This is a genomic window from Streptomyces sp. CBMA291, assembly GCF_014596525.1.
In the GTDB taxonomy this organism is placed as follows: domain Bacteria; phylum Actinomycetota; class Actinomycetes; order Streptomycetales; family Streptomycetaceae; genus Streptomyces.
Window position 1 is genome coordinate 1 of sequence record NZ_MSJP01000028.1, and the last position, 22,124, is coordinate 22,124.

Here is a 22,124-nt window from a genome sequence, read left to right on the forward strand (position 1 = left end):
GGTCGTCGAACGCACCAACGCCTGGATCCACGGCTTCCGGCGCCTACGGATCCGCTGGGACATCCGCGACGACATCCACGAAGCCTTCCTGAAACTCGCCTGCTGCGTGATCACCTACAGACGAGTCAAAGCATTGTGTTAGCTCCTCTTAGAGGGGCCGCAGGGCCGGTTCCTTCTGTACGGCGCCGAGGAGGCGGTCGAGGGCCATCTCCACGTCCTCCTTCCAGGAGAGCGCCGTACGGAGATCCAGCCGCAGCCTCGGGAAGGCCGGGTGCGGCCGTACGGTCTTGAAGCCCACCGCCAGGAGGTGATCCGCCGGCAGCACACAGGCCGGTTCCTTCCAGCGCGCGTCCCCGAAAGCCTCGATCGCCTTGAACCCGCGCCGCAGCAGATCCTTGGCCACCGTCTGCACGACCACCCTGCCAAGCCCCTGCCCCTGATAGCCGGGCATGATCCACGCCGTCATCAGCTGTACCGCGTCGGCGGCCACCGGACTCGTCGGGAAGGCCGTCGATCTCGGTACATAGGCCGGGGGAGCGTAGAGAACGAAGCCGACCGGCACGTCGTCGACATAGACGACCCGGCCGCAGGAGCCCCACTCCAGGAGAACGCCCGAGATCCAGGCCTCCTTCTCCGGCTCCGCGCGCCCCGCCTTCAGGGCAGCCTCGCCACTGACCGGGTCGAGCTCCCAGAACACACAGGAGCGACACCGCTTGGGCAGATCCGGAAGGTTGTCCAGCGTGAGCGGTACGAGCCGACGCCCCACGGCAGCTCCTCGTTTCCCTCGCCGACGAGTACGGATACGCCTTTCGAATCGTATCGATCGGGAGATCGGGAGGACACCGCTCACAGGCAAAGGGCGGGCCGCGTTCCGGTGAAGACCGGAGCGTGGCCCGCCCTGGGCGGCCTCGGGACGGCGGGAGGGGCCAGCCCTTCCCGCCCTCGGGACGGCGGGAGGACGGTCCCTCCACGCCTCCTCTCGCTGCTACCCCTTCGGGCTCTTGGCGTCCGTCTCGCCGTGCTTCTGGTCCATGACGCGGCCCTCTCCGGGGGCCATGGTCGACAGAATCCGCTCCAGATCTTCTATCGAGGCGAACTCGACGACGATCTTGCCCTTCTTCTGGCCGAGGTCGACCTTCACCCGGGTGTCGAAGCGGTCCGAGAGCCGGGTGGCGAGATCGGTGAGCGCGGGCGCCACCCGGGTCCCCGCACGGGGGCCCTTCGCCTTGATCTCGCCGGTGGGCGCCTCGGAGCCCATGAGGCTCACGATCTCCTCCACGGAACGTACCGAGAGCCCCTCGGCGACGATCCGGTACGCGAGCTTGTCCTGGGCCTCCGGATCCTCCACCCCGAGCAGGGCGCGGGCGTGGCCGGCGGAGAGCACTCCGGCGGCGACCCGGCGCTGCACCGCCGGGGGGAGGCGCAGAAGGCGCAGCGTGTTGGAGATCTGCGGGCGGGAGCGCCCGATCCGCTCCGCGAGCTGGTCGTGGGTGCAGCCGAAGTCCTTGAGCAGCTGCTCGTAGGCGTGTGCCTCTTCGATCGCGTTCAGCTGGGCGCGGTGCAGGTTCTCCAGGAGGGCGTCCAGGAGCATCTTCTCGTCGTCGGTGTCCCGGACGATCGCGGGGATGCGCTCCAGACCGGCCGCCTTGGAGGCGCGCAGCCTCCGCTCGCCCATGACCAGCTCGTAGCTCTCGGCGTCGGTCCTGCGCACCACGACGGGCTGGAGGAGGCCGACCTCCTTGATGGAGACGACGAGTTCGGCGAGGGCGTCCTCGTCGAAGATCTCGCGCGGCTGGTGCCGGTTGGGCACGATCGCGTCAAGTGGAAGCTCGGTGAAGTAGGCGCCCGCCGGGGGCTCCGGCAGGACGGGGACCCCCGCGCCGCCACGGAGCCGCAGGGAGTCCGGGGACTGCCCGCTCTGCGGGAGGTTCGCCAGCTTCGCGGCGGCCACTCCCCGGCCCGGGGGCAGCACCGGGACCGCCGTGGGGGAGACCGTGCCGGTCCCGGCGGTGGTCGTCGGCACCTGCCGCTCCGGGGAAGCCGCGGGAATCAGCGCACCGAGTCCACGTCCCAGTCCTCTGCGTCGCTCGCTCACTGCATCCCCTCCGACATACTGCGCTGGTTGTTCTGGTGCCCGGTCTGGTGGGCGTGGTGCGGGTCGTAGTGCATGGCCGCCCCCCGCAGGGCGATCTCACGGGCCGCTTCGAGGTACGACAGGGCGCCGCTGGAGCCCGGGTCGTAGGTGAGGACCGTCTGCCCGTAGCTCGGTGCCTCCGAGATGCGGACCGAGCGCGGAATGCTGGTCCGCAGGACTTCCTCGGCGAAGTGGGTGCGCACTTCTTCGGCGACCTGGGAGGCGAGCCTCGTCCGGCCGTCGTACATGGTGAGCAGGATCGTCGAGACGTGCAGTCCGGGGTTGAGATGCCCCCGGACGAGTTCGACGTTCCGCAGGAGCTGCCCGAGTCCTTCCAGGGCGTAGTACTCGCACTGGATCGGGATCAGCACCTCCGCTCCGGCCACCATGGCGTTGACCGTCAGGAGGCCGAGGGAGGGCGGGCAGTCGATCAGGATGTAGTCGAGAGGCTGCTCATAGGCCTGGATGGCCCGCTGGAGCCTGCTCTCCCGGGCCACCAGCGACACCAGCTCGATCTCCGCACCGGCGAGATCGATGGTGGCGGGGGCGCAGAAGAGGCCTTCCACGTCGAGGACGGGCTGCACCACTTCGGAGAGCGGTCGGCTGTCCACCAGGACGTCGTAGATCGAGGGGACCTCGGCGTGGTGATCGATCCCGAGCGCCGTCGAGGCGTTGCCCTGCGGGTCCAGGTCGACGACCAGGACGCGGGCGCCGTGGAGGGCCAGGGAGGCGGCCAGATTGACCGTCGTGGTCGTCTTGCCCACGCCGCCCTTCTGGTTGGCGACCACCATGACACGCGTCTGAGCAGGGCGGGGCAGCCCCTCACCGGCACGGCCCAGGGCCTCTACCGCCAGTTGGGCGGCGCGACCGATGGGGGTGTCGTCCATCGGGGGAGGTGTTTCACGTGAAACATCCTCCCCCACCGATTCGGCTCGGGGACCGGGGACCGGGTCGGTCATCGGTCCCGCGATGTTGGCGTCGGACCGCAAGGATTCACTCTCCTCGGCTTCAGGCTCGCGATGTGAAGAGCCTGCCATGCTTCCGGGGTCGTGAACCAGCGAGGTCGGTGGTTCTGTGGATGAATCCGCCTCTGGGGACAACTCCGTGACCCTCGCGGGTGGATTCACACGGGATCTCTGGTCCCGGGCTGTGACAGCCGCGCGCCCGCGACTGATCATCCCTTGCAGCAGTGAGCGACGTTTCACGTGAAACACGATGCCCCTGCTGCTTCACCGGGACCGTTCGACACTCCGAAATGGGGCGTATACGGAACTTAGCGACGTCGGCGGGTCTTGCTCGTCCGGGCCGCCTTGGCCCGCTTGGCCGCGAACCGTACGCCACCGGGGCTCTCCCCGACCTCCACCCGCACGACCGTGGAGAGCGGGTCGACGATCCCCTCGCCCACGTGCAGCACCGAGGTCTCCACCACACCGAGGCGGGAGAGCGCGGCGCGGGCACCGTTGATCTCCTCCTCCGCGGTGTCGCCCTTGAGCGCCAGCATCTCGCCGTACGGCCGCAGCAGGGGAACGCCCCAGCCGGCCAGCCGGTCGAGCGGGGCCACCGCGCGGGCGGTCACCACATGGACCGGGGTGATCTTCCCGAGCATCTCCTCGGCCCGCCCGCGGACCACGGTCACATGGTCGAGCCCGAGCAGCTCGACGACCTCCTGAAGGAAGTTCGTCCGGCGCAGGAGGGGCTCAAGGAGGGTGATCTTCAGGTCGGGCCGGACCAGCGCCAGCGGGATGCCGGGAAGGCCGGCGCCCGAGCCCACATCGCAGACCGTGACGCCCTCGGGGACGACCTCCGAGAGGACGGCGCAGTTCAGCAGATGGCGTTCCCAGAGCCTGGGGACCTCGCGCGGGCCGATGAGACCGCGCTTCACGCCCGCGTCCGCAAGAAGCTCCGCGTACCGCACGGCCTCCGGGAAGTACTCGCCGAAGACTGTCCGCGCCTGCTCCGGAGCCTCGGGGAGCTCCGCTGCCTCCGTCACGGGAACCGTCCTTCCGTACCGCACGCGTCGCGTGCGAGCGCACTGTGGTGGCTGACTATCAAGGCTGACAAAGATCGGCCCCGCCTGTTGAACAGACGGGGCCGAGACTACGTGAGGGGTCAGGCCGGGAGCACGACGACGAAGCGCTGCGGCTCCTCGCCCTCGGACTCGCTGCGCAGACCGGCGGCGGCGATCGCGTCGTGCACGACCTTGCGCTCGAACGGCGTCATCGGGTCCAGCTTGACCGGCTGGCCCGAGGTCTTCACGTCGTTCGCGGCCTTGGCGCCCAGCTCGGCCAGCTCGGCGCGCTTCTTGGCCCGGAAACCGGCGATGTCCAGCATCAGACGGCTGCGGTCGCCGGTCTCGCGGTGCACGGCGAGACGGGTCAGCTCCTGGAGCGCCTCCAGGACCTCGCCGTCGCGGCCCACGAGCTTCTGGAGCTCGCGGCTGGCGGAGTCGCTGATGATCGAGACCGCGGCGCGGTCCGCCTCGACGTCCATGTCGATGTCGCCGTCGAGGTCGGCGATGTCGAGCAGGCCTTCGAGGTAGTCGGCCGCGATCTCACCCTCCTGCTCCAGGCGGGTCAGGGTGTCGCCGCCCTCGGCGGCGGCGGGGATGGTGCCTTCCGTCACGGATGGACTCCTTCTGGCTTCGGGGCGGCTTACTTCTTGGAGGACGGGTGCTTGGGCCGCTGCGGGCCCTTGCGCTGGCCGGACTTGCCCTGGCGGGAGCCTCCGGAGTTGGCGCGGCTCGGACGGGCGGGCTTGTCGGCCGGGGTCTCGTCCTTCGCCTCGGCCTGGTCCGCGGGCTTCTTCTCCAGCGAGGGGGCCGTGTCCTCGGCGGTCGGCTCGGCGGCCGTCGCCTCGGTGTCCTTGACCGCGTCCTTGGCCACACCGGACTGGCGCTGGGACTTGGTCTGGCGCTTGGGCTGCTGGCGCTTGGCGGTACCGGCCTCGGCCTCGGCGGCGGCGGTGTCGCTCTTGATCACGGTGCCGTCGGGCTGGGCGGCGAAGCCGGCCTTGGCGAGGCTCGTGACGAAGCGGCGCTCGTTCTCGTTGCGGTCGCCGCCCTTGGCGACGATGACCTTGACCATGGCCTTGCGGCGGCGGCCGCGGACCTCACCGTGCAGGGCGACGTTCTTCACGAGGCGCTGGAGGTAGGAGTCCTGGGCCTTGCTGCCCGGCGTCGGGTTCTGGTTGATCACGTACATCTGCTGGCCCATGGTCCACACGTTGGTGGTCAGCCAGTAGACGAGGACACCGACGGGGAAGTTGATGCCCATGACGGCGAAGATCACCGGGAAGATGTACATGAGCATCTTCTGCTGCTGCATGTACGGCGTCTTCACGGTGAGGTCGACGTTCTTCATCATCAGCTGGCGCTGGGTGAAGAACTGCGAGGCCGACATCATGATGATCATGATCGCGGTGACGATGCGGACATCGGTCAGCGAGGCGTCGAGCGCGGCGACCTTCTCCGGGCTGTCCATGAACTTGGCGGCCAGCGGCGCGCCGAAGATGTGGGCCTGACGGGCGCTGGCGAGCAGCGGGCCGTCGATGACGCCGATCTCCTTGCCGGAGGCGATGCCGGAGAGCACGTGGTACAGCGCGAAGAAGAACGGCGACTGGGCCAGGATGGGAAGGCACGAGGAGAGCGGGTTGGTGCCCGTCTCCTTGTACAGCTTCATCATCTCTTCGGACTGACGCTGCTTGTCGCTCTTGTAGCGCTCCTGGATCGCCTTCATCTTCGGCTGGAGCGCCTGCATGTTCCGCGTCGACTTGATCTGCTTGACGAACAGCGGGATCAGACAGATACGGATCAGGACCACGAGGGACACGATGGACAGACCCCAGGCCCAGCCCGTGTCAGGGCCGAAGATCGCCCCGTACATCTTGTGGAACTGGACGATGACCCAGGAAACGGGCCAGGTGATGAAGCTGAACAGACTGGCGATCGTGTCCACTAATCAGGCTCCTTGAGCATTGGGCGAGGTCTCGGCGGCCGGGCTCGTCTCGGCGGTGGACCCGCCCTTGTCGCCGCGCAGCGCGTTCCGCAGCATTTCGTGCCAGCGGGGGCGCTTGCGCGGGGGGACATGGTCCACACCTCCGGGCGACCACGGGTTGCACCGCAGGATGCGCCAGGCGGTCAGGGCCGTCCCCTTGATCGCGCCATGCCGGTCGATGGCCGTGAATCCATAGTGGGAACACGACGGGTAGTACCGGCAGACGGGCCCGAGCAGAGGGCTGATCGTCCACTGGTACAGCTTGATGAGAGCCAGCAGCGGGTACTTCATCGCGTGCCCCCTCCCAGCAGCCGCTGAAGAGCGGCGTCCAGGTCTCGGGCCAGCTGTGTGTGGTCGGCGTCACCGGCTCCGGGCAACGCCCGTACGACCACCAGGCTACCGGCGGGCAGCTCGGTGAGGCGGTCGCGGACGAGATGGCGGAGGCGACGCTTGACTTGGTTGCGTACGACCGCCCCGCCCACGGCTTTGCTCACGACGAAACCCGCACGCGTCGGGGGAGCGTTCTCCCCAGGCGTGTGCGGGTCCGTTGCACCGCTGCGTAGGTGGACGACGAGGAGCGGGCGACCGGCCCGACGCCCTCGGCGTACCGCAGTTGCGAAGTCCTCGCGCCGCCTCAGCCGATTCTCGGTAGGCAGCACGTCATGACCTGTTTGAGAAGGATCAGGCGGACAGGCTCGCGCGACCCTTGGAACGGCGGTTCGCCAGGATGGCGCGGCCGGCACGGGTACGCATGCGCAGGCGGAAGCCGTGGGTCTTGGCACGACGACGGTTGTTCGGCTGGAAGGTGCGCTTGCTCACTCGGGGGCTCCAGAAATGATTCGTAGATGGCGGGACATCGCCTGGCTGTCACCGTGCGCCCACGAGTAGCTCGCAATACGCCCGAGTGCACCGCTACACGGACAGTCACCGTGATCTTTGCCCATCGGAGGCAGGCGGCAGCAGCCATCGACAACTCGACCTGGCTACGGTACGCGCGGCTACGCCATCCGGTCAAACCGACCTGTCGCCACCCCCCATTGTGCACAGGCTGTGGACAACAACTTGAACCACCTCACGAGGCCCGACTACCGTGGGTGGACTCCACAACCTTTTCCCTTCTGTCCTCACCTGTCCTCCTGGACCAGTCCTCACGGACATCGACCCAGCCGTCCCCGAGAACCACTCCTTCGTGGGACCTGCGAGAAAGCGTGCCCTGTGGCTGACGTACCTGCCGATCTTGCCGCAGTGTGGCCGCGCGTCCTGGAGCATCTTCTCGCCGAGGGACAGCAGGGGATCGAGTCCAAGGACAAGCAGTGGATCGAGCGCTGCCAGCCGCTCGCCCTGGTCGCCGACACCGCGCTGCTCGCCGTCCCCAACGAGTGGGGCAAGCGCGTCCTCGAAGGCCGGCTCGCCCCGCTGATCAGCGAGACCCTCAGCCGTGAGTGCGGCCGGCCGATCCGGATCGCGATCACCGTCGACGACTCGGTCGGCGAGCCGGCCCCGCCCGCTCCCCCGGTGCAGCAGCCGTCACGGTACGACGAGCACGGGCAGTCCGAGCCGTACGAGAAGTACGACGGCTACGGCCACCGTCCGATGTCCGACGACGGGCTGCCCACCGCGCGCCCTGCCTACCCCGACTACTCGCAGTCGCGGCCCGACCCCGGCGCCTGGCCGCGGACCCAGGAGGACCTGTCCTGGCAGCAGCCGCGGCTCGGCGGCTACCAGGAGCGGCCCCCGTACACCGGCCCCGAGCAGTCCCGGCAGCCGCGCTACGACGAGCCCTCGCGGGGTTACGAGCCGCAGCGGCCCGAGCGCGCCGAGCTGCCCGAGGCGCCCGGCCACGGTCCCCGTCCCGGGCCACGGCCCGGCGGTCCCGGACCCGGTTCCGGCGGCGGTCCGGGGGGCCGCGGCGGGCACGGTTCGGGCACCGGGCAGGAGGCGGGCGCGCCGGGCGAGCAGCACGCGCGGCTGAATCCGCGGTATCTCTTCGACACCTTCGTGATCGGTTCCTCGAACCGGTTCGCGCACGCGGCGGCGGTCGCGGTGGCCGAGGCGCCCGCGAAGGCGTACAACCCGCTCTTCATCTACGGGGAGTCGGGGCTCGGCAAGACCCACCTGCTGCACGCGATCGGGCACTACGCGCGGAGCCTCTACCCGGGCACGCGCGTGCGGTACGTGAGCTCGGAGGAGTTCACGAACGAGTTCATCAACTCGATCCGGGACGGCAAGGGCGACGCCTTCCGCAAGCGCTACCGCGATGTGGACATCCTGCTCGTCGACGACATCCAGTTCCTCGCGAGCAAGGAGTCGACGCAGGAGGAGTTCTTCCACACCTTCAACACCCTGCACAACGCGAACAAACAGATCGTGCTCTCCTCGGACCGGCCGCCCCGGCAGCTGGTGACCCTGGAGGACCGGCTCCGCAACCGCTTCGAGTGGGGTCTCACCACCGATGTGCAGCCGCCCGAGCTGGAGACGCGGATCGCGATCCTCCGGAAGAAGGCGGTGCAGGAGCAGCTGAACGCGCCGCCGGAGGTGCTTGAGTTCATCGCCTCCCGGATCTCGCGGAACATCCGTGAGCTGGAGGGCGCGCTGATCCGGGTGACGGCCTTCGCGAGCCTCAACCGGCAGCCGGTGGACCTGGGGCTGACCGAGATCGTCCTCAAGGACCTCATCCCGGGCGGCGAGGACTCGGCGCCGGAGATCACCGCGCCCGCCATCATGGCGGCCACGGCCGACTACTTCGGGCTGACGGTGGAGGACCTGTGCGGATCGTCGCGCAGCCGCGTCCTGGTGACGGCCCGGCAGATCGCCATGTACCTGTGCCGGGAGCTGACGGACCTTTCGCTGCCGAAGATCGGCGCGCAGTTCGGCGGACGCGACCATACGACGGTGATGCACGCGGACCGGAAGATCCGCGCGCTGATGGCGGAGCGGCGCTCCATCTACAACCAGGTGACCGAGCTGACCAACCGCATCAAGAACGGCTGACGGAGCGGCACGAGCGCCGCGCCGAAGGGCGCTTCGGGGACCAGACCTCCCCGGGGCGCCCTTCGGCGTTCCCGGCCGCCCGAGGGGGCCGCCCGGCCGCTCCGGACGCCCCTTCAAGCGCGCGGAGAGCCTCCCGGAGCGGTCCACAGGCCTCCCGAACCGGCGCGGACGGACCTTCCGGACCGGCCCTCAGTCCGGACCGAACCGGAGGAGACAGACCTCCCGAACCGGCGCGGACAGGCCTTCCGGGCCCGTGCGGACGAGCCTCCCGGAGCGCTCCCGGGGCGTCACGGCAGACCTTCCGCCCGCTTCTGGAGGCCTCCCGGAGCGCTCCGGAAGCCCCTCCCGACACGTTTCAGAGGCTTCTCCGGAGCCTCTCGGCCCCGTGCACAGCTGTGTACGGGCTCCTGTGGGCCGTCTGGGTTGTTCGAATACGTCGCCGTGGTGGCGAGTTCTCCACAGATTGCGGGATGATCTCCCGTCCACAGGTTGGGGACTACGAAGTTATCCGGAACCTGTCCACAGGCTGACCTGGTGACAAGCCATCACCCCAGGTCATCCCCCTGTGGATTTGTGCAGAAAAGATATCCACAGACTGTGGATGAAGTCTTCGTCCACAGGGGGCCCTGAAAGTTGTCCACCGGCTACCCACAGGGAAGAGGCGGTTGCCCACAGCTTCTCCACACCCCTGTCCACTGTTCGGCAACAAAACGGCCCCCCTCACCGCACCGAGTGAAAGCCGTCACATCGATGTGGACGGTTGGGCTGTGGGGAACCTGGGTAAAGCTGGGGACAGCGCTGGGGACAACTCCCCATGGCCTGTGCATGGGCTGTGCACAACTTTGGGATGTCCACAGAGACCCCGGGTTATCCACTGGTTCTACCCACAGGGTCGGTGGACAAAAAACAGCACCTGACCTGCGAAAACGGGGTTATCCACGGTTTCCACAGGCCCTACTACTACTCCCACATAGAGTTAGCTCGGAATCCGCTTCGAAGTGGGTGCTGTGGACAACTTGGCCTCGGAGCGCCGACTCGCCCTCGACTCGACTTGACCGCCGAGCAGCGACGAGTGTCGGCGGCGTAGGTCAGACTGGTTCTCGCAGTCGACGAAGAGCCAGCAACAGCAGGAGGCGGTTCCGGTGAAGATCCGGGTGGAGCGCGATGTACTCGCGGAGGCGGTGGCCTGGGTGGCCCGAAGCCTCCCGGCCCGTCCGCCGGCGCCCGTGCTCGCGGGCCTTCTGCTGAAGGCCGAGGACGGCGCGCTGAGCTTCTCCAGCTTCGACTACGAGGTCTCGGCCCGCGTCTCCGTCGAGGCGGAGGTCGAGGAGGACGGCACCGTCCTGGTCTCCGGCAGACTGCTCGCCGACATCTGCCGCGCCCTCCCCAACCGCCCGGTGGAGATCTCCACCGACGGCGTGCGGGCCACCGTGGTCTGCGGCTCCTCCCGCTTCACCCTCCACACCCTGCCCGTGGAGGAGTACCCGGCGCTTCCGGAGATGCCCACCGCGACCGGCACCGTCCCCGGCGAGGTCTTCGCCTCCGCCGCCTCGCAGGTGGCGATCGCCGCAGGCCGTGACGACACGCTTCCCGTCCTCACCGGTGTGCGCATCGAGATCGAGGGCGACACCGTCACCCTGGCCTCCACCGACCGCTACCGCTTCGCGGTCCGCGAGTTCCTGTGGAAGCCGGAGTCCCCGGACGCCTCCGCCGTCGCCCTGGTGCCCGCGAAGACCCTCCTGGACACCGCGAAGGCGCTCACCAGCGGCGACACGGTCACCCTGGCGCTCTCCGGCTCCGGCAAGGGCGAAGGCCTCATCGGCTTCGAGGGCGCGGGCCGCCGCACCACCACCCGGCTCCTCGAAGGCGACCTGCCCAAGTACCGGACGCTCTTCCCGACCGAGTTCAACTCGATCGCCGTGATCGAGACCGCCCCCTTCGTCGAGGCCGTCAAGCGCGTGGCCCTGGTGGCCGAGCGCAACACCCCGGTCCGGCTGAGCTTCGAGCAGGGCGTGCTCATCCTGGAAGCCGGTTCCAGCGACGACGCACAGGCTGTGGAGCGGGTCGACGCACGGCTGGAGGGCGACGACATCTCGATCGCCTTCAACCCGACCTTCCTCCTGGACGGCCTGAGCGCGATCGACTCCCCGGTCGCCCAGCTCTCCTTCACCACCTCCACCAAGCCCGCGCTGCTGAGCGGCAAGCCGGCCCTGGACGCCGAGGCGGACGAGGCGTACAAGTACCTGATCATGCCGGTGCGCCTCTCCGGCTGACCCGCCTCACGGGGGTCCCCCGGGCTTCGCCTGAGCGGCTGACCCCACAGGTGTGCACCCGCGTCCGGGCGTAGGCTCGGACGCGGGTACGAACCGCACACGACGCTTAAGGAATCATCTGATGGAGCTCGGTCTCGTCGGTCTCGGCAAGATGGGCGGCAACATGCGCGAGCGCATCCGCCGCGCAGGCCACACCGTCATCGGATACGACCGCAACCCGGACCTCGCCGACGTCCACAGCCTGGAAGAGCTTGTGGGCAAGCTCAAGGGCCCCCGTGTCGTGTGGGTCATGGTTCCGGCCGGTGCCGCGACCCAGTCCACCATCGACGAGCTGGCCGGACTGCTCTCCCCCGGCGACATCGTCGTGGACGGCGGGAACTCCCGCTGGACCGACGACGAGAAGCACGCCGAGGAGCTGGCGGCCAAGGGCATCGGCTTCGTCGACTGCGGCGTCTCCGGCGGCGTCTGGGGCCTGGAGAACGGCTACGCCCTGATGTACGGCGGCTCCGCCGAGGACGTGGCGAGGGTCCAGCCGATCTTCGACGCCCTCAAGCCCGAGGGCGAGTTCGGCTCGGTCCACGCGGGCAAGGTCGGCGCCGGACACTTCGCGAAGATGGTCCACAACGGCATCGAGTACGCGATGATGCAGGCCTACGCCGAGGGCTGGGAGCTCCTGGAGAAGGTCGACTCCGTCACCGACGTGCGCGAGGTCTTCCGCTCCTGGCAGGAGGGCACGGTCATCCGTTCCTGGCTGCTCGACCTCGCGGTGAACGCGCTGGACGAGGACGAGCACCTCGACCAGCTCCGCGGCTACGCGTCGGACTCCGGCGAAGGCCGGTGGACCGTCGAGGCGGCCATCGACAACGCCGTGCCGCTGCCCGCGATCACCGCCTCGCTCTTCGCGCGGTTCGCCTCCCGCCAGGACGACTCCCCGCAGATGAAGATGATCGCCGCGCTGCGCAACCAGTTCGGCGGGCACGCGGTCGAGACGAAGAAGTAATCCACAGGCTGTGCGCCCCGCGGTGCACAGCCGCCGGGGAAGAAGGTCGGCGTCCAACCATGCACGTCACGCATCTCTCGCTGGCCGACTTCCGCTCGTACGCCCGGGTCGAGGTTCCGCTCGACCCGGGCGTCACGGCTTTCGTCGGCGCCAACGGCCAGGGGAAGACCAATCTGGTCGAGGCCGTCGGCTATCTCGCGACCCTCTCCAGCCACCGGGTCGCCTCCGACGCACCCCTCGTCCGCATGGGGGCCGAGCGCGCCGTCGTCCGCGCCGCCGTCACCCAGGGCGAGCGCTCCCAGCTGATCGAACTCGAACTCAACCCCGGCCGCGCCAACCGCGCCCGCGTCAACAGGTCCTCGCAGGTCAGACCGCGTGATGTGCTGGGCATCGTACGGACCGTGCTGTTCGCCCCCGAGGACCTCGCCCTGGTGAAGGGCGACCCCGGCGAGCGCCGCCGCTTCCTCGACGAGCTGATCACCGCCCGCACCCCGCGCATGGCCGGGGTCCGCTCCGACTACGAGCGGGTGCTCAAGCAGCGCAACACCCTGCTGAAGTCGGCCGCGATGGCCCGGCGGCACGGCGGCCGCGGCATGGACCTGTCGACCCTCGACGTCTGGGACCAGCACCTGGCGCACGCCGGAGCGGAGCTGCTCGCCCAGCGGCTCGACCTGATCTCCGTACTGCGCCCGCTCGCGGACAAGGCGTACGAACAGCTGGCACCCGGCGGCGGGCCCGTCCACCTGGAGTACCGGCCCTCCGCGCCCGGCACCGGACAGACCCGCGAGGAGCTGTACGGGCAGCTGATCGCCGCCCTCGCCGAGGTGCGCAAGCAGGAGATCGAACGGGGCGTCACCCTGGTCGGGCCGCACCGCGACGAACTCCTCCTCAAGCTCGGCGAACTGCCCGCCAAGGGGTACGCGAGCCACGGCGAGTCCTGGTCGTACGCGCTGGCGCTGCGGCTCGCCTCATACGAGCTGCTGCGCGCCGAGGGCAACGAACCCGTCCTGGTCCTGGACGACGTCTTCGCCGAACTCGACGCGCGGCGGCGCGAGCGGCTCGCGGAGCTGGTGGCCGACGGCGAGCAGGTGCTCGTCACCGCCGCCGTCGACGACGACGTGCCGGGCGTCCTCGCCGGGACGCGGTACCGGGTGGCCGGCGGGACCGTGGAGCGGGCATGAGCGAGGAGACTTCCCCACAGCCTGTGGACAGGCCCGCCGCGCCCGAGCCCTCCGGGGTCGACCTCGCCCGGGTCGCCCTGCGCGCCGCCAAGGAACAGGCGAAGGCGCGGGGCGCCGCCGCCCAGCAGAAGAAGCAGGCCCGGCGCGGCGGCGGACTGCGCTCCGGGGCCCGCGCCGACGGACGCGACCCGATGGCACTGGGCGCCGCGATCAACCGGCTGATCACCGAACGGGGCTGGGAGACCCCGGCGGCCGTCGGCGGCGTCATGGGCCGCTGGCCGCAGATCGTCGGCGAGGACCTGGCCAAACACTGCGTACCGCTGAAGTTCGACGAAGAGCCGGACGCCCGGGTGCTGACCGTGCAGTGCGACTCCACGGCGTGGGCGACCCAGCTGCGGCTGCTCGCGCCCCGCCTCGTCGCCCGCCTCAACGAGGACCTCGGCCACGGCACCGTACGGCTGATCAAGGTCCTCGGCCCCGGGGCACCCCGCCGCGGCTACGGCCCCCTGCGGGCTCCCGGCTCCATGGGCCCCGGCGACACGTACGGATAGCCCGGGGCGCGGCGAACGCCTGACGGGCCCGGCGAACCGGCGGCCCGGCCACCCTTGCCCTCCCGGGCGGTCCGGCCACCCTCGCTCTCACCGGCGGCCCGGCCAACCCCGACGGCCCGGCCGCACCCTTGTCCCCACCGACAGCCCGGCCACCCGACGGCCCGGCCACCGGCCACGCCCGGCGACCCGGCAAACGAGCCACCGGCCACCGGCCACCGTCACCCGGCGTCCTCCCCAGCCCGGCCAGGCCCCAGCCCGGCCAGGCCCCCTGCCCGGTCCCACCCCCGCCCCCACTCCACCCCACCCAACCCCGCCCCGCCCCAAGGGCTCCCAGTCCCCTCCAGTCAGTACCCCTCCGCCCCCTCGCGGACCGTCAGGTTCCGCCCGGTGCCGCCCGCCCCGGCCCTCTCCACCCGCCCCGGCGGAGGGGCCTACCGCGCTCCGGTGGCGTGAACGCCCACAACGCGCTACGGCCCGAAGCGCTAGGTGGCCGTCAGGGGCCTCTGGGGCCCCTTCCCGAATATGGGGAGTCGTCTCGCGCCCGTCGAGGGCGGCACATGAGCATTCAGGTACCGGCAAACCCCCATGACTGTCGGCGCTACCGGTAGACTGGGAGACAATCCCGCCACCCTGCGGAACATGTCGAACGACGCAGCCGCTCCCGTATGCCCGGAGAACGGCCTGTGCTGTGCCAGAAAGGGCGCTTCGTGGCCGATTCCGGCAACCCCAACGAGAACAACCAGTACACCGCCAGCAACATCCAGGTCCTTGAGGGCCTGGATGCGGTGCGCAAGCGCCCCGGTATGTACATCGGCTCGACCGGCGAGCGCGGTCTGCACCACATGGTGCAGGAGGTCGTCGACAACTCGGTCGACGAAGCCCTGGCCGGTCACGCGGACACCATCGACGTGACGATCCTGGCCGACGGCGGTGTGCGCGTCGTCGACAACGGCCGCGGCATCCCCGTCGGCATCGTCCCGTCCGAGGGCAAGCCGGCGGTGGAGGTCGTGCTGACGGTCCTCCACGCGGGCGGCAAGTTCGGCGGCGGCGGCTACGCGGTCTCCGGCGGTCTGCACGGCGTCGGCGTCTCCGTCGTCAACGCCCTCTCCACCAAGGTCTCGGTGGACATCAGGACCGACGGCCACCGCTGGACGCAGGACTACAAGATGGGCGCCCCGACCGCGCCCCTCGCCCGGCACGAGGCGACCGACGAGACCGGCACCACGGTCACGTTCTGGGCCGACCCGGACATCTTCGAGACCACCGAGTACTCCTTCGAGACGCTCGCGCGCCGCTTCCAGGAGATGGCCTTCCTCAACAAGGGCCTCACCCTGCGCCTCACCGACGAGCGCGAGTCGGCGAAGGCCACGGTCGGCGCGGACGCCCCGGCCACGGAGGAGGCGGAGCCCGCGGCCCGCACGGTGGCGTACCACTACGAGGGCGGCATCGTCGACTTCGTGAAGTACCTCAACTCGCGCAAGGGCGAGCTGGTCCACCCCACCGTGATCGACCTGGAGGCCGAGGACAAGGACAAGAGCCTTTCCCTCGAGGTCGCCATGCAGTGGAACAGCGGCTACAGCGAGGGCGTGTACTCCTTCGCCAACATCATCCACACCCACGAGGGCGGCACGCACGAGGAAGGCTTCCGTGCGGCGCTGACCTCGCTGATCAACAAGTACGCGCGCGACAAGAAGCTGCTCCGCGAGAAGGACGACAACCTCACGGGCGACGACATCCGCGAGGGTCTGACCGCGATCATCTCGGTCAAGCTGAGCGAGCCCCAGTTCGAGGGCCAGACCAAGACCAAGCTGGGCAACACGGAGGTCAAGACCTTCGTCCAGCGCGCCGTCTACGAGCACCTCAACGACTGGCTCGACCGCAACCCGAACGAGGCCGCGGACATCATCCGCAAGTCGATCCAGGCGGCCACCGCGCGCGTGGCCGCGCGCAAGGCGCGCGACCTGACCCGCCGCAAGGGTCTCCTGGAGTCCGCCTCGCTGCCGGGCAAGCTCTCCGACTGCCAGTCGAACGACCCCGCCAAGTGCGAGATCTTCATCGTCGAGGGCGACTCCGCCGGCGGCTCCGCCAAGTCCGGCCGCAACCCGATGTACCAGGCCATCCTGCCGATCCGAGGCAAGATCCTGAACGTCGAGAAGGCCCGCGTCGACAAGATCCTCCAGAACACCGAGGTCCAGGCCCTGATCTCGGCCTTCGGCACCGGTGTGCACGAGGACTTCGACATCGAGAAGCTCCGCTATCACAAGATCATCCTGATGGCGGACGCCGACGTCGACGGCCAGCACATCAACACCCTGCTCCTGACCTTCCTCTTCCGCTTCATGCGGCCGCTGGTCGAAGCCGGGCACGTCTACCTCTCCCGCCCCCCGCTCTACAAGATCAAGTGGGGTCGGGACGACTTCGAGTACGCGTACTCGGACCGGGAGCGGGACGCGCTCGTCGAGCTGGGCAAGCAGAACGGCAAGCGGATCAGGGAAGACTCGATCCAGCGCTTCAAGGGCCTCGGCGAGATGAACGCCGAGGAGCTGCGCGTCACCACCATGGACGTCGAGCACCGCGTCCTCGGCCAGGTCACCCTGGACGACGCCGCCCAGGCCGACGACCTCTTCTCGGTCCTCATGGGCGAGGACGTCGAGGCACGCCGCTCGTTCATCCAGCGCAACGCCAAGGACGTTCGCTTCCTCGACATCTGAGTCGGCCCCGCTGACCGTACGAAAGGACTGACGACCAGCAATGGCCGACGAAACCACGCCCACCACCGAAGAGCAGGAACCCGTGCTGCGGATCGAGCCCGTCGGGCTTGAGACCGAGATGCAGCGCTCGTACCTCGACTACGCGATGTCCGTCATCGTCTCCCGCGCGCTCCCCGACGTACGGGACGGCCTCAAGCCCGTCCACCGGCGCGTGCTCTACGCGATGTACGACGGCGGCTACCGCCCCGAGAAGGGCTTCTACAAGTGCGCCCGCGTCGTCGGCGACGTCATGGGCACGTACCACCCGCACGGCGACTCCTCGATCTACGACGCGCTCGTCCGCCTCGCCCAGCCCTGGTCGATGCGGATGCCGCTCGTCGACTCCAACGGCAACTTCGGCTCCCCGGGCAACGACCCGGCCGCCGCCATGCGCTACACCGAGTGCAAGATGGCGCCGCTGTCGATGGAGATGCTCCGGGACATCGACGAGGAGACCGTCGACTTCACGGACAACTACGACGGCCGCAACCAGGAGCCGACCGTCCTCCCGGCGCGGTTCCCGAACCTGCTGGTCAACGGCTCCGCCGGTATCGCCGTCGGCATGGCCACCAACATCCCGCCGCACAACCTGCGCGAGGTCGCGGCCGGTGCCCAGTGGGCCCTGGAGCACCCCGAGGCCAGCCACGAGGAGCTGCTCGACGCCCTGATCGAGCGGATCAAGGGCCCGGACTTCCCCACCGGCGCGCTCGTCGTCGGCCGCAAGGGCATCGAGGAGGCGTACCGCACCGGACGCGGCTCCATCACGATGCGCGCGGTCGTCGAGGTCGAGGAGATCCAGAACCGCCAGTGCCTGGTGGTCACGGAACTGCCCTACCAGACCAACCCGGACAACCTTGCGCAGAAGATCGCCGACCTGGTCAAGGACGGCAAGGTCGGCGGCATCGCCGACGTCCGCGACGAGACCTCGTCCCGGACCGGTCAGCGCCTGGTCATCGTGCTCAAGCGGGACGCCGTCGCCAAGGTCGTCCTCAACAACCTGTACAAGCACACCGATCTCCAGACGAACTTCGGCGCCAACATGCTGGCGCTCGTCGACGGCGTGCCGCGCACCCTCTCGCTCGACGCGTTCATCCGCCACTGGGTGACGCACCAGATCGAGGTCATCGTGCGCCGGACCCGCTTCCGGCTGCGCAAGGCCGAGGAGCGCGCCCACATCCTGCGCGGTCTGCTCAAGGCGCTCGACGCGATCGACGAGGTCATCGCCCTCATCCGGCGCAGCGACACCGTCGAGGTCGCCCGCGGCGGCCTGATGGGCCTGCTCCAGATCGACGAGATCCAGGCCAACGCGATCCTGGAGATGCAGCTCCGCCGTCTGGCCGCCCTGGAGCGCCAGAAGATCGTCGCCGAGCACGACGAACTCCAGGCGAAGATCAACGAGTACAACGCGATCCTGGCCTCCCCCGAGCGCCAGCGCGGGATCGTCAGCGAGGAACTGGCCGCGCTCGTCGACAAGTTCGGCGACGACCGGCGTTCCAAGCTCATCCCCTTCGACGGTGACATGTCCATCGAGGACCTGATCGCCGAGGAGGACATCGTCGTCACCATCACCCGCGGTGGCTACGTGAAGCGGACCAAGACCGAGGACTACCGCTCGCAGAAGCGCGGCGGCAAGGGCGTCCGGGGCGCGAAGCTGAAGCAGGACGACATCGTCGACCACTTCTTCGTCTCCACCACCCACCACTGGCTGCTGTTCTTCACGAACAAGGGCCGGGTCTACCGCGTCAAGGCGTACGAGCTGCCCGACGCCGGCCGGGACGCGCGCGGTCAGCACGTCGCCAACCTGCTGGCCTTCCAGCCGGACGAGCAGATCGCCCAGATCCTCGCGATCCGCGACTACGAGGCCGCGCCCTACCTGGTGCTCGCGACCAAGGCGGGTCTGGTGAAGAAGACCGCCCTGAAGGACTACGACTCGCCGCGCTCCGGCGGTGTCATCGCGATCAACCTGCGCGAGACCGAAGGCGGCGGCGACGACGAGCTGATCGGCGCCGAGTTGGTCTCCGCCGAGGACGATCTGCTGCTGGTCAGCAAGAAGGCGCAGTCGATCCGGTTCACCGCGACGGACGACGCCTTGCGCCCGATGGGACGCGCCACTTCGGGTGTCAAGGGGATGAGTTTCCGCGCGGACGACGAACTGCTCTCGATGAATGTCGTCCGGCCCGGTACGTTCGTCTTCACCGCGACCGACGGCGGGTACGCGAAGCGCACCCCGGTCGACGAGTACCGCGTCCAGGGTCGCGGTGGCCTCGGCATCAAGGCCGCCAAGATCGTGGAGGACCGGGGCTCGCTGGTGGGCGCGCTGGTGGTCGAGGAGTCGGACGAGATCCTCGCCATCACCCTGTCCGGTGGTGTGATTCGTACGCGAGTCAACGAAGTCAGGGAGACCGGCCGTGACACCATGGGCGTCCAGCTGATCAACCTGGGCAAGCGTGACGCCGTCGTCGGCATCGCGCGCAACGCCGAGGCGGGCGGTGACGACGACGTCGAGGAGGCCGACGACGCCGTCGAGGCGTCCGAGGACGCGGTGGTCGAGACCGGGGTGGTCGAGACCGGGACAGTCGAGGGCACCGAGCCCTCGGCCGGGGAGCACGAGGAGTAAGAGCGTGAGTGGAGCCACGGGCGCCGGATCGGCGGCTGCCGGAGCTTCTGCTGGTGCTGGAGCGAACGGCGCCCGTGGCCCCGCCACGGACTCCCAGGGGGTAGCGGTGACGGACACTCGGGGGCAGCAGCCCTCGTACGAGAGCTACAACGGGCCGCTGCCCGGCGAGCGCGGAAGCGCCCAGCCGGCGGGGCCCTACCATCCGCCGCAGGCGTACGGCGCTCCGGCGTCGGACGCCCGGCAGTCGGGGACCGGCGCCGTGCGCCGGCCGCGTACGGGGGCGCGCACCACGCCCAGGACGCGCAAGGCGCGGCTGCGGGTGGCCAAGGCCGACCCGTGGTCGGTGATGAAGGTGAGCTTCCTGCTCTCCATCGCGCTGGGGGTCTGCACGGTCGTCGCGGCGGCCGTGCTGTGGATGGTCATGGACGCCATGGGCGTCTTCTCGACGGTCGGCGGCACGATCAGCGAGGCCACCGGCTCCAACGAGTCCAACGGCTTCGACCTCCAGTCGTTCCTGTCGCTGCCGAGGGTGCTGATGTTCACCTCGGTCATCGCGGTGATCGACGTGGTCCTGATGACCGCCCTGGCGACGCTCGGCGCGTTCATCTACAACCTGTCGGCGGGCTTCGTGGGCGGCGTGGAACTCACGCTGGCCGAGGACGAGTGACCTTCTGACGACGGCGCGGGGGCCGGGCGGTAGCCGATTTTGGGACTGGCCCCCACGTGCGCTAATCTTCAGGAGTCAGCGCGCGGGACATACACCGCAAGGCGCGGCGGGGCTATAGCTCAGTTGGTTAGAGCGCATCCCTGATAAGGATGAGGCCACAGGTTCAAATCCTGTTAGCCCCACAGGCAGGATCGGCCCGGACGGTTTCCCCGTCCGGGCCGATCTTTTTGTCATGGGGCGGTCGACGGCGGAACCCCGTACAGGTCACCGATCGGTATCGGTCGATGTGTAGAGTGGACGTCAGTAGTCCCTACGTCAACGAAGGACGAGGTCGCGCGGTGAAGAAGCTTCTCCTGGTCGCACTGGCCGCCATCGGCGGGCTCCTCGTGTACCGCCAGATCCAGGCGGATCGCGCCGAGCAGGACCTGTGGACGGAGGCGACCGACTCCGTGCCCGCAGGTTCCGGTGTCTGAGACGCAGACCGTCTGTGGGTGAAGCCCCGGCCACGCTTGAGCGTGCCGGGGCTTCGCTCTGTTCCGAGCACCATGATCCCTTGCTTGTGTGAAGAGCCGACGGTGTGAAGTGCCGGCGGTGTGCCGAGGAGGAGCGCGTGAGGAAGCGGGCCGGTGCGAGCCGGTGGGCGGGGGCCCTGATCACGACGGCCGCGGCGGTGGGCGTGACGGCGGCGGGGACGGCCCCGGCGACGGCCGCGGGGCCCCCGCCCGCGCGGGCGGCGGTCTCCGCCGTACGAGGGCCCGCACAGGCCCCTCCCGGATACGGCTTCGACGGCTCGGCCGAGCGCGTCCGGGGGGCCGCCTCAAGCTCCGACGCGGTCGCGCTGTCGACCGGGCGGACCTACCGGGACACCCTGCGGAAGGACGGCCGGGTCTACTACCGGGTCGACCTCGACGCGGAACTCAACGCGTACGTCTCCGTCGTCGCCGTCCCCAAGGCGGGCGGCAGGGTCGAGTACGGCGACGGTTTCGAGGTCAGCCTCCAGGACGGCTCCGGCGTCGAGTGCGGTGCCCAGCGGGCCCGTTTCTCCTCCGCCGAGTACCCCCGGCCGCTCGCCGCCTACGCCCGCCGCACCCTCGACGGCACCGGCTCCACCTGTCGGCAGGCGGGCGCCTACTACGTGCTCGTCGAGCGCCAGTCGAAGCCCGGCTCCTCCCCGGACGACTGGGACCTCGAACTCCGCTACACGACCGAGCCGGGGCTGCGGAAGGCCGGTCCCGCCGAGCTGCCCGAGGTCTGGCCTTCCGGCACGCCCGCCCCGCCCGCCGGGGGCCCTCGCGGGCGGCAGGGCGGCTCGGGGATCGTGGACGCCGTCTCGCTCGGGGAGGGCGAGTGGCGCGCCGACATCCGCCCCGGGCAGACGCTCTTCTACCGGGTCCCCGTCGACTGGGGTCAACAGCTCTTCGCGGGCGCCGAACTCGGCAGCGGCGCCACCGGAAAGAAGTACATCGGCAACGCCCTGGTGCTCTCCCTGGAGAACCCGGCGCTCGGGCACGTCGCCGACCGGACGGTCTCCTACGACGGGAAACCCTCCACGCTGGCGCTGGCCCCGCTGCGGCCGGTGGCCCACGAGAACCGCACCTCGTACGCCGAGGACACCGGCGGCATGCGGTTCGCCGGCTGGTACTACCTCGCGGCCACGCTGAACCCGGCGGTCGGGCAGGAGTACGGGGAGGGCACGGTGCCGCTGACGCTCCGGATCGTGCTGCGGGGCCAGGCCGGGCCCGGTCCGGGGTACGTGGCCGACCCGGGCCCGTTCGCGGTGACCGCCGCCGACCGGAAGGCGGCCGAGGAAGGCGCCGCCGGGTCGGCGGGCGAGACCGCCGCCGCCGGACGGAGCGGGCCGATGCGCGCGCTCGCGGCGACGGGGCTCGGCGGGGGCACGCTGTTGCTGCTGTGGCTGGGCGGGTGGACGGTACGGGCGAGGCGCGGAGCGAGGGCGAGGGCTTAGGA

Annotated in this window: 19 protein-coding genes, 1 tRNA gene and 1 pseudogene; 12 read left to right on the top strand and 9 right to left on the bottom strand. The window is 69.7% G+C overall.

Translation table 11 applies throughout. From position 1 onward, the window contains the following. Window positions 1-142 (top strand): annotated as a pseudogene (locus BU197_RS07715) (IS5/IS1182 family transposase); the annotation flags it as partial. A 6-nt stretch (window positions 143-148) separates the two neighbouring features. On the opposite strand, the gene BU197_RS07720 reads toward BU197_RS07715, so the two are convergent. From BU197_RS07720 to rpmH, 9 genes are all read right to left on the bottom strand, one after another. Next, window positions 149-766, bottom strand: a complete 618-nt coding sequence (locus BU197_RS07720) for a GNAT family N-acetyltransferase (RefSeq protein WP_188267474.1) — start codon at window positions 764-766, stop codon at window positions 149-151. Window positions 767-985: 219 nt separating this feature from the next. Continuing rightward, complete coding sequence (locus BU197_RS07725) at window positions 986-2,095, bottom strand: ParB/RepB/Spo0J family partition protein (protein ID WP_188267475.1); 1,110 nt, start codon at window positions 2,093-2,095, stop codon at window positions 986-988. Next, entirely contained in the window at window positions 2,092-3,171 is a 1,080-nt protein-coding gene (locus BU197_RS07730; RefSeq protein ID WP_188267476.1) for a ParA family protein, read from the bottom strand. The genes BU197_RS07725 and BU197_RS07730 overlap by 4 nt, the downstream gene beginning before the upstream one ends. Window positions 3,172-3,407: 236 nt before the next feature. Continuing rightward, complete coding sequence (rsmG, locus tag BU197_RS07735) at window positions 3,408-4,124, bottom strand: 16S rRNA (guanine(527)-N(7))-methyltransferase RsmG (protein ID WP_188267477.1); 717 nt, start codon at window positions 4,122-4,124, stop codon at window positions 3,408-3,410. 119 nt (window positions 4,125-4,243) lie between these two features. Further along, the gene (locus BU197_RS07740; protein WP_188267478.1) at window positions 4,244-4,756 is read right to left on the bottom strand and encodes a protein jag; all 513 of its coding nucleotides are present in this window, start codon (window positions 4,754-4,756) and stop codon (window positions 4,244-4,246) included. 29 nt (window positions 4,757-4,785) lie between these two features. Then, window positions 4,786-6,087 carry a membrane protein insertase YidC gene (yidC, locus tag BU197_RS07745; protein ID WP_188267479.1) on the bottom strand — a complete coding sequence of 434 codons (1,302 nt, stop codon included), beginning with the start codon at window positions 6,085-6,087 and terminating at the stop codon, window positions 4,786-4,788. A 3-nt stretch (window positions 6,088-6,090) separates the two neighbouring features. Next, window positions 6,091-6,417: a membrane protein insertion efficiency factor YidD gene (gene yidD / locus BU197_RS07750; RefSeq protein WP_015034858.1), complete on the bottom strand. Its 327-nt coding sequence runs from the start codon at window positions 6,415-6,417 to the stop codon at window positions 6,091-6,093. After that, window positions 6,414-6,785 carry a ribonuclease P protein component gene (gene rnpA / locus BU197_RS07755; RefSeq protein ID WP_188267480.1) on the bottom strand — a complete coding sequence of 124 codons (372 nt, stop codon included), beginning with the start codon at window positions 6,783-6,785 and terminating at the stop codon, window positions 6,414-6,416. Before rnpA ends, yidD begins: the two co-directional genes overlap by 4 nt. 22 nt (window positions 6,786-6,807) lie before the next feature. After that, complete coding sequence (gene rpmH / locus BU197_RS07760; protein WP_005482975.1) at window positions 6,808-6,945, bottom strand: 50S ribosomal protein L34; 138 nt, start codon at window positions 6,943-6,945, stop codon at window positions 6,808-6,810. A gap of 396 nt (window positions 6,946-7,341) precedes the next feature. Between rpmH and dnaA the strand changes: the two genes are divergently transcribed. The 11 genes from dnaA to BU197_RS07815 all read left to right on the top strand — a co-directional run bounded on the left by dnaA (window position 7,342) and on the right by BU197_RS07815 (window position 22,122). Continuing rightward, window positions 7,342-9,117 carry a chromosomal replication initiator protein DnaA gene (gene dnaA / locus BU197_RS07765; RefSeq protein WP_188267481.1) on the top strand — a complete coding sequence of 592 codons (1,776 nt, stop codon included), beginning with the start codon at window positions 7,342-7,344 and terminating at the stop codon, window positions 9,115-9,117. A gap of 1,142 nt (window positions 9,118-10,259) precedes the next feature. Next, on the top strand, window positions 10,260-11,390 hold the full coding sequence (dnaN, locus tag BU197_RS07770; RefSeq protein WP_188267482.1) for a DNA polymerase III subunit beta: 1,131 nt from the start codon (window positions 10,260-10,262) through the stop codon (window positions 11,388-11,390). 121 nt (window positions 11,391-11,511) lie between these two features. After that, a complete protein-coding gene (gnd, locus tag BU197_RS07775) occupies window positions 11,512-12,390 on the top strand; it encodes a phosphogluconate dehydrogenase (NAD(+)-dependent, decarboxylating) (protein WP_188267483.1) in 879 nt (292 codons plus the stop codon). Between the two features lie 59 nt (window positions 12,391-12,449). Then, window positions 12,450-13,571: a DNA replication/repair protein RecF gene (gene recF, locus BU197_RS07780; protein WP_188267484.1), complete on the top strand. Its 1,122-nt coding sequence runs from the start codon at window positions 12,450-12,452 to the stop codon at window positions 13,569-13,571. Then, on the top strand, window positions 13,568-14,122 hold the full coding sequence (locus BU197_RS07785) for a DUF721 domain-containing protein (protein ID WP_188267485.1): 555 nt from the start codon (window positions 13,568-13,570) through the stop codon (window positions 14,120-14,122). Before recF ends, BU197_RS07785 begins: the two co-directional genes overlap by 4 nt. 683 nt (window positions 14,123-14,805) lie before the next feature. Continuing rightward, window positions 14,806-16,833, top strand: a complete 2,028-nt coding sequence (gyrB, locus tag BU197_RS07790; protein WP_188267486.1) for a DNA topoisomerase (ATP-hydrolyzing) subunit B — start codon at window positions 14,806-14,808, stop codon at window positions 16,831-16,833. A gap of 40 nt (window positions 16,834-16,873) precedes the next feature. Continuing rightward, entirely contained in the window at window positions 16,874-19,489 is a 2,616-nt protein-coding gene (gene gyrA / locus BU197_RS07795; protein ID WP_188267487.1) for a DNA gyrase subunit A, read from the top strand. Window positions 19,490-19,493: 4 nt separating this feature from the next. Then, window positions 19,494-20,156, top strand: a complete 663-nt coding sequence (locus BU197_RS07800) for a DUF3566 domain-containing protein (RefSeq protein ID WP_188267488.1) — start codon at window positions 19,494-19,496, stop codon at window positions 20,154-20,156. 108 nt (window positions 20,157-20,264) lie between these two features. Beyond that, a tRNA-Ile gene (locus BU197_RS07805) sits at window positions 20,265-20,338 on the top strand. A gap of 156 nt (window positions 20,339-20,494) precedes the next feature. Next, window positions 20,495-20,629: a DLW-39 family protein gene (locus BU197_RS30305; RefSeq protein ID WP_003958712.1), complete on the top strand. Its 135-nt coding sequence runs from the start codon at window positions 20,495-20,497 to the stop codon at window positions 20,627-20,629. Window positions 20,630-20,766: 137 nt separating this feature from the next. Further along, entirely contained in the window at window positions 20,767-22,122 is a 1,356-nt protein-coding gene (locus BU197_RS07815) for a hypothetical protein (RefSeq protein ID WP_188267490.1), read from the top strand. Window positions 22,123-22,124: the final 2 nt, after the last annotated feature.